The 7,933-nt window shown below is 58.6% G+C and carries 9 protein-coding genes; all 9 read right to left on the bottom strand.

Annotated features, from left to right (window positions below):
* Nucleotides 1-30 precede the first annotated feature (30 nt).
* Nucleotides 31-1,263, bottom strand: coding sequence for an OprD family outer membrane porin (locus tag N5D53_RS02840; RefSeq protein ID WP_279839783.1), 1,233 nt, complete (start codon nt 1,261-1,263; stop codon nt 31-33).
* Between the two features lie 82 nt (nt 1,264-1,345).
* On the bottom strand, nt 1,346-1,747 hold the full coding sequence (locus N5D53_RS02845; RefSeq protein ID WP_279839784.1) for a hypothetical protein: 402 nt from the start codon (nt 1,745-1,747) through the stop codon (nt 1,346-1,348).
* Nucleotides 1,737-3,113, bottom strand: coding sequence for an acetyl-CoA carboxylase biotin carboxylase subunit (accC, locus tag N5D53_RS02850; RefSeq protein WP_279839785.1), 1,377 nt, complete (start codon nt 3,111-3,113; stop codon nt 1,737-1,739). Before accC ends, N5D53_RS02845 begins: the two co-directional genes overlap by 11 nt.
* Nucleotides 3,106-3,540, bottom strand: coding sequence for a biotin/lipoyl-containing protein (locus N5D53_RS02855; RefSeq protein ID WP_279839786.1), 435 nt, complete (start codon nt 3,538-3,540; stop codon nt 3,106-3,108). The genes accC and N5D53_RS02855 overlap by 8 nt, the downstream gene beginning before the upstream one ends.
* A complete protein-coding gene (locus tag N5D53_RS02860) occupies nt 3,540-4,322 on the bottom strand; it encodes a LamB/YcsF family protein (protein ID WP_279839788.1) in 783 nt (260 codons plus the stop codon). The genes N5D53_RS02855 and N5D53_RS02860 overlap by 1 nt, the downstream gene beginning before the upstream one ends.
* Before the next feature lie 15 nt (nt 4,323-4,337).
* Nucleotides 4,338-5,303 carry a biotin-dependent carboxyltransferase family protein gene (locus N5D53_RS02865; protein WP_279839789.1) on the bottom strand — a complete coding sequence of 322 codons (966 nt, stop codon included), beginning with the start codon at nt 5,301-5,303 and terminating at the stop codon, nt 4,338-4,340.
* On the bottom strand, nt 5,300-6,025 hold the full coding sequence (gene pxpB, locus N5D53_RS02870; RefSeq protein ID WP_279839791.1) for a 5-oxoprolinase subunit PxpB: 726 nt from the start codon (nt 6,023-6,025) through the stop codon (nt 5,300-5,302). Before pxpB ends, N5D53_RS02865 begins: the two co-directional genes overlap by 4 nt.
* A 33-nt stretch (nt 6,026-6,058) precedes the next feature.
* Nucleotides 6,059-7,390 carry an MFS transporter gene (locus N5D53_RS02875; RefSeq protein ID WP_279839793.1) on the bottom strand — a complete coding sequence of 444 codons (1,332 nt, stop codon included), beginning with the start codon at nt 7,388-7,390 and terminating at the stop codon, nt 6,059-6,061.
* On the bottom strand, nt 7,390-7,933 hold a 544-nt coding region (locus N5D53_RS02880; protein ID WP_279839795.1), incomplete at its 5' end, for a hypothetical protein. The genes N5D53_RS02875 and N5D53_RS02880, both read right to left, overlap by 1 nt.

Raw genomic sequence — 7,933 nt, forward strand, 5'->3', positions numbered from 1 at the left:
CGGGGCGTTCGATCTAAGGTCGATGATCCATCAGAACAGGCTCAGTGGGTAGCTGATCACGAGGCGGTTTTCGTCGATATCATTACCAAAGGTTGAGCGGACAGTGGCGTTGCGCCATTTGATTGAGGCATTTTTCCATGAGCCGCCCTGGATGACATAGGTGAGCTCACTATTGCGCTCCCATTCTCGTCCTTCGCCGCCGCTCGAAAGCTGAACTTGGTCGCCCCGGACATATCGGCTCATGAAGCTCAACCCAGGAACACCCCATGCGGCCAGATCCAGATCGTAGCGCAACTGCCACGAACGCTCTCCAGCATTGGAGAACTGCAGGATCTGCACGAAGTTAACGAGGTAGGGATCGGTTCCGGTTACGTACGGATAAGCATCGCGCCCGCTCATCTTCTGGAAGCCCACACTCAATGTGTGGTGCTTTTGGCGGAACCCTACCAACGCGCCCACTGCCCTGTTGTCGATGTCGCGAAAGTCCTCTACCTCCCCCGCCTTCGACCAGCGCAAATCGAAAGAGAGGTGTCGATCCGCCGTGAAATCGACGCGCCCTAGGTAATTGGCCAGCGTGTGTTGGTAAATCCCGTTCAGCTTGCCGTAATACACCCGGAGTTGGCTTTTATCATGCAGCGCGTAATCCGCTCCGTACAGGGTGAAATCGTCGCTGTGCCCGCCATAGCGGCTGGTCAGCCGCTCCCAGTTAGATGAATCCAAACCCATCGTCTTGGTCACGCGTGCAGCCTGAAGCGTGAGGCCCGCCAGCTCACTGGATTCCAGCGTGGTGGCTTTGAACAGACCAGGTAGCAGACGAGAGTCGGCGCTTTGAAGCACGGGCTTACGAAAGGCCATGACACCTGAGCGAACAAGCGTCTTGGAGTACTTCAATTTGAAGCTCGCGCCCAGTCGGCTGAATTCATCCTCCGAACTGCCGTCACGCTCAGTTGGGAACATGCCGGTGCCTGCACGATCTGGGCTGGAATCGAGGTTGAGGCCGGTCATGGCGACGCCATCGATCCCCAGCCCAAACGCGCCTTGAGTAAATCCGGATTGGAGTGTCAGAACGGCGGCTTGACCCCACTCCCGTGCTTGGCTTTGACCGTTCGCAGTGTTACCTCCAGGCTGGCGAAAGTCTCGATCGAAATACAGGTTTCTGAAGTCGACGTTTGCCCGGCTGTCTTCGAGAAAGCCAGCGGCTCTCAGGTCCGTTGCAAAGGTCAAACACAGGACAGCAGGTACCACGGGCCAATGTGCACGCATGCAGCGACCTCTTCTTCTTGATATAGATGAATACCGCGGTAGGGTGTGCGCACGATACGGTCGTGCGCTTGCTGGCTTTCCCTTAGGAAGGGGTCAGCCTGGCGATTGGCGCCCCATAGCCGACAAGCTCGCCGTCGACCGGGCAATAGCCGGCCATGACGCCGGCGGCTTTCGCTTTGACGGGCTGAAGGGACTCACCAACCTGAATGAAGCCGATGATTGCACCTGCCTCGACAGGTTCGCCAACGGATGCCAGAGCGACGCCCTGCAAAGGGTGGGAAGACAAGAACCGGCCGGCCTTCGGAGCCTCGACCAAAGTATCCTGGCGACTCGGGACAGGCAGTTGAACGGGTTCCACGACACATGTACGGGAATGTGACGCGAAGACCAGAACCACCGACCCCTGCTCAGTTTCGTACTCACATCGCGCAATACCTCGCCCCTGCAACTGCTCAACCAGTACCGCGAGTTCTTCAACGCTCATGAGGGCTCTCCGCAGTCTGACCAAAGCCTTGTTCGAAAAGATGTTCCAGGTGGTGGATGTTGTAGCCGCCAGCTGTGAAGCCAGGTTCATCCATCAACCGTCTGTGCAGTGGAATAGTGCATGGAATCCCCTCCAGCACGGTTTCTCCTAGTGCCTGGCGCATCCTGCTGACGGCCTCCTCGCGGTTGCTGCCATAAGTAAGCATCTTGGCTACCAGCGAGTCGTAATGGGCCGGTACGCGGTACCCGGAATACAGATGGGACTCGACACGAACTCCCGGGCCGCCAGGCGGAAGCCAATGGTCGACTGTGCCCGGAGCCGGCGTGAACCGCCACGGGTCCTCGGCGTTGATGCGACACTCAATCGCGTGCCCGGTCACGGCGACATCCTTCTGGCCGAACGACAGAGGCTCACCCCGGGCGATTCGCAACTGCTCCACCACCAAATCGATACCGGTCACCAACTCAGTCACCGGATGCTCGACTTGGATTCGGGTGTTCATCTCGATGAAGTAGAAAGCCCCGTCTTCGTAGAGAAACTCGAAAGTGCCCGCGCCGCGATAGCCGATGTGCACGCAGGCGTCGACGCAGCGCTGCCCGATCTCTGCGATCGCCTCTCGCGAAACACCGGGGGCAGGAGATTCTTCGATCACCTTCTGATGCCGCCGTTGCATGGAACAGTCACGCTCACCGAGCCATACCGCATTGCCGAATCCGTCTGCCAGGATCTGGATTTCGATATGCCGCGGATTTTCGAGAAAACGTTCGATGTAAAGGGCTGGGTTACCAAACGCACGATTGGCTTCTTCCCGTGTGGTAACTACCGCCTGAGCCAACTGGCTTGGCTCGCGGACGATGCGCATTCCCCGCCCGCCTCCACCACCTGCTGCCTTCACAATCAGCGGATACCCCACATCTCGGGCTATGTCAGCCACCGCCTGTGGGTCGCTAGGCAGAGCGCCGTCCGAGCCGGGCACACAAGGCACGCCGGATTCCAGCATGGCCTTCTTGGCACTGACCTTATCGCCCATCAGGCGAATGGCTGCAGCGGTGGGGCCGACGTACACTCGACCGGAGCGTTCTACAGCCTCGGCAAAATCGGCACGCTCAGACAAAAAGCCGTAGCCGGGGTGGATGGCGCCCGCGCCGGTTAGCTCGGCGGCCTCCAGCAGGCGACCGATATCCAAGTAACTTTGAGCCGAGGCTGCGGGGCCAATGCACAGTGCCTGATCGGCCAATTGCACATGGCGCAGATCGGCGTCTGCAGACGAATGGACGGCAATAGTCCGAATCTGCAATGCCCGGCAAGCACGCAGGATTCTCAAGGCGATCTCGCCTCGGTTGGCGATCAAGACTGAGTCAAACATGGGCGTCCTCCATCGATTGCAGCTCGAACAGCGGCGTCCCTGCCTCTACCGAAGCACCGTCCTCTACCAAGATGCGCACCACACGCCCGCTGCGCTCGCTTTCGAGCACATTAAGCATCTTCATCGCCTCGATGATCCCAACCTGCTGGCCTTCCTCGATGGCAGTGCCAACATCGACGAAAGCGGACTCATCTGGCGAAGGGGCGCGGTAGAAAATGCCAGTCAATCCGGCATCAATGGTCCAGCTCGGCTGGCGTGTCGGGGTTGCCATAGCGGACTGCGCTTCAGGTGGGCGAGGCTGCTCGGGCAATGTTTGACCCGACTTTTTCACCAACCGGATACGGGTGCCGTCCGCCGAGTATTCGATTTCACTCAGTGCGCTGTTTTCGAGCAGGCTGACGAGCCGTTCGACCAGGTTTTTTTCCATCAGCGGGATCCCCCAGCGAAAGCACAGACTTGGACGCCGGCCGACTCCAAGGTCCTGCGTAGCACTCGTGCCATGCTGATCGCACCAGGCGTATCGCTGTGCACACAGATGGTGTCGATATGAACTGGAAGCATGCGTCCGCTCACCGTTTCGATACCGCCTGCCTGAACCATGCGCAGCATGCGCTGGGCAGCGAAATCCACGTCGTGGAGCACTGCACCAGGCTCTTTACGATGAACCAGATGGCCGGCCTCGGTATAAGCGCGGTCCGCGAAGACCTCTGCACGGGTTTCGAGGCCCATATCCTTGGCAATCGGAATCATCAGTCCGCCCGCGAACGTGACGCAGACGAGCGTGGGGTCGACGGCTTTGACGGCCTTGGCGATCGCCTTGGCAACCTCGGGATCTGTTTGGGTGAGATTCCCGAGCGCACCATGGGCTTTGACGAACGTGATGGGGTGACCGGCGTAACTGGACAGCGCCACAGCCGCACCGACCTGGTAGGCGACGAAGCGCTCAATTTCGCCGGTCGTGTGCGGAATCACCCGGCGACCGAAACCCCACAGATCTGGAAAACCGGGGTGGGCCCCCACTGCTACGCCCTTAGCTTTCGCCTGTGCGAAGGTCGTAGCCATGATCTCAGGGTCGCCGGCATGCAGTCCGCAGGCGACGTTAGCAGAGGTAACGATGTCGAGAATCGCGTCATCGTCACCCATTTTCCAAGGGCCGAAGCCTTCGCCCATGTCCGAATTGATATCGATGCGTAAGGTCTTGTTGTTCATTGTTTGTTCCTCGAATCAAGCTGGTAGGCTAACGCCCAGGTGTTGCTGAATGTTCGCGAGCGCCGCACGGTGCTGGGCAAGGGCCCCTATGCCTTCGGCCACAGTGACGGACTTGAAATGGATGCTGCAACCGACGCCCGCTTGGGCAAGGCGCCAGAGGTCGCAATCGAGCACCGTGGCGATCTTTGGATAGCCGCCACAGGTATTGGCTTCTGCCAGTTGCACGATGGGTTGCCCTGCCGGCGGCACCTGGACAGTGCCCGGCGCAATGCCATGGGACAGCAATTCGATGGGGCGAAGTGTCTGCAGGGATTGGCCCTGGAGGCGGTAACCGACACGGTTGGACTGCGGGGTGACTTCGTAGGGAGTGGAATAGAACGCGTCCAACGAAGTGGAGGAAAAGTCGTCAGCCTGAGCTGCAGCGATCACCCGCACCGTCACCTGCTGGCAACGCATGTCCTCTGCTAGCTGCACACGCTCAAGGGGCAGAATGGCACGTCCCGTTAAAGAAAGGCTTTGGGGCAACAGTTGAAGACGATCACCACGATTGAGGCCCCGCCCTTCATGACCGCCAAACCCCGCCTTCAGATCTGTCGCGCGAGAGCCCAATTGCACCGGTGCGTCAATACCACCCGAAAACGCAAGGTAAGCCCTGACACCCAAGCGTGGGCGCTCAACCACTACCTGTTGCCCGGGCCTGATCTCCAGACAAGTCCAACTGGGTACGGATTGCCCATCCACTTTCAGTGCGCAGTGTGCACCGGTACAACTGACGAGCAACTCGCGTTCCACCTTGAAACGGAACGGAAAGATGTTCACTTCAAGCCCTGCAACATTCTCCTGGTTGCCAACCAGCCAGTTGGCAATCATCAGCGCGGGCGCATCCATGGCGCCACTGCGGCTCACCCCCATCGCCATGCACCCCGAGCGTCCAAGATCCTGGACCAGGTTGAGCGCACCACCACTCAGTACTTCGATCATGAAGCGACCTCCCGAATCAGGAACCGGACTTGGTCGCCGGGCAACAGCAGGCATGGCTGCTGTCTATGGATGTCGAACAGATCGACGTCAGTACGCCCTATCGCGTGCCAGCCTGATGGTGCGGTGCATGGCATTACGCCGGCCTGCGCCCCACCAATAATCACAGTACCTTTGGCGAGCTGTGCCCGCGGCGACGCTCTTCTGGGTTTGGCCAGTTCAGCGGGTAGCCCCGTCAGGTAGGCGAAGCCGGGCATGGAGCCGACGCACGCCACCTCATAGGTCGCGTTACTGTGACATTCGATCCACTGATCAATGCTGAAACCCGCGTGTTCGGCGAGCATGGACAGGTCCTCACCGGCTTCACCGCCGTAGCTCACCGGGATTTCCATAACCCTGGGGGTGGAAGGAAGCGCATCGGGATACAGCCAAAGGCTCTGAATCAGTTGTTCAATCGCAGAAGGCGAACTAACGAGCGGGTCAAACATGACCAAAAGATTATTCACCCCGAGCACCAATTCGCTGATCTGTTGATCAGCTTCCAGCGCGCGTGCCAGTGAAAAAAACTTTCTTTGCACACTTGGCGAAAAAATCGACTGACAACTCTCAACAAGCATTGCACCACAACCTGACGGGCTAAACACTAATTCGGCGACAGGCGTTTCAATAATATCTATATCTCGCATGGCTTGATCCCACAGCGAAGTTTTGACAGGCAACTTCAATTGCGCACCAGGAAATTGCCTGTCTATTTCGGATTATTCTTCTAGCGGTTTCTTGGCGGTTTCACGTGCGAATGCGAGCGCTATCAAGGTGATGATCAGCCCGCCAGCGATATATAGGCTGACTGCGAACGAAGATTCGTAGACCTTGAATATTCCCGTGATAACCAGTGGGGCCAGTCCGCTTCCGACAATGCCGGCCAAGGTATAAGCCAACGACGATCCGGCATACCTGACGCGGGTGGGGAATTGCTCGGTAACGAAAGCAGCTTGGGGGCCGAACATCATTGCCTGGAAGATCATGCCGACAATGACTGCCAGGCAGATGAGCACGGGGGATGCGGTATCCAGCAGCACGAAGAACACAAACCCCCAGCCAAGCGATAGCACTGCTCCCAAGGCGTAGACCGGCCGGCGTCCCAATCGGTCGGAGAGCATACCGAACAGCGGAACACTGAAGGCATGGAACACGGAACCGATAATCGTGGCAGTCAGCGCAGTAGAGCGAGGTAAGTGCAGGACGTTAGTCACATAAGCGAGCGTGAATACCACCAGCAACGCGTAGACGATGTCCGAGCCGATACGTGCGCCGCCTGCGACCAGCAAACGCCGCCAGTGCCCAACAAACACTTCCCGCACCGGTGCGTCGACTTTGGCTTCCTTCACCTCGATCGACTTGAATACCGGTGTTTCATCTACACCACGACGCAGCCAGAATCCGAGCATCACCAACAGGACACTGGACAGGAATGGAATACGCCAGCCCCATTCCTGGAACGTCTCTGGCGTCATGACGAAAGTGATCAAGGCAATGAACCCGGCACCCAACAGGGTCCCGCAGGCCGGCCCTACCTGTGTGAAGGAAGCATTCCGACCACGATGGCGATCTTCGCCATGCTCCATGGACAACAGTACTGATCCGGCCCACTCCCCACCAATAGCCGCCCCTTGCAGGAAACGCAGTAGGACCAGAAGGATTGGACTCCAAATACCCCAGGTTTCATAGGTAGGTAACAATCCCATCAGCCCGGTCACCGTCCCCATCAAGATCAGTGTCGCCACCAAAACCCAGCGCCGGCCGAGCTTGTCGCCCAGGCTGCCGAAGACGATCCCGCCCAGAGGGCGCGATACATAGCCTACCGCGTAGGTGGAGAACGCAATGACGGTACCCGCCAACGGGTCGAACGAAGGGAAGAAGATGACATTGAAGACCAGTGCCGCCATCAGGTTGTAGACCGTGAAGTCATACCATTCGAGCGTAGTCCCAATCGAACTGGCAGCGGCGAGTCGCCTGATGTCGGCGCGCTTGCCAGGATTTTCGGTGCTGATGGGGCCTGACTGATCCACGGATGCGATCGAAGTGTTCATCAACGCACCTCCCCGACCGAGTCCTTGCTCAGGCTCTGATACACGCCAAAAAGAGTGCTACCGGGGGGCAAATGGATCAGGCTGGATTCGGCAGCCTGCCGCGCCGCACTTTCGCTGGCGCACTCCACGATGAGCATGGGAGCCATCGGCCGCGGATTGCCGGCTTCTTGGGGCAACGGCAAGCTCAGCGCTGGCACCGGACTTATAGAGTAGCTCTGGATATACCCTGGGATCTCGGCAAGTGCTGAGTGAAGCGTGTTCAGCGAGCGAGGCTCAGTTGCTTTGGCTGCTGCGACGACTGCAACCCAGTCCCCTCCAGGCTGGTCAAATTGCCCGAAAGCTTCACCGATGCGACGGGTGGGGTTCTGCATGAGCGGAAGAATCTTCTTGGACCAGACAGACTGGTACTTGAACGCATGCGCATATTCCGGGCAGTCGAAGGCAGAGATGCCCTCTGCCCAATAGAGCGCGAGGTATTTTGGAGAATCGGATGGGGATTTAAAGCGTGTTGCCTTAATCACTCCGGCCATCGATGCACGGTCA

It is taken from the genome of Pseudomonas sp. GD03862 (genome assembly GCF_029840855.1).
Taxonomy (GTDB): domain Bacteria; phylum Pseudomonadota; class Gammaproteobacteria; order Pseudomonadales; family Pseudomonadaceae; genus Aquipseudomonas; species Aquipseudomonas alloputida.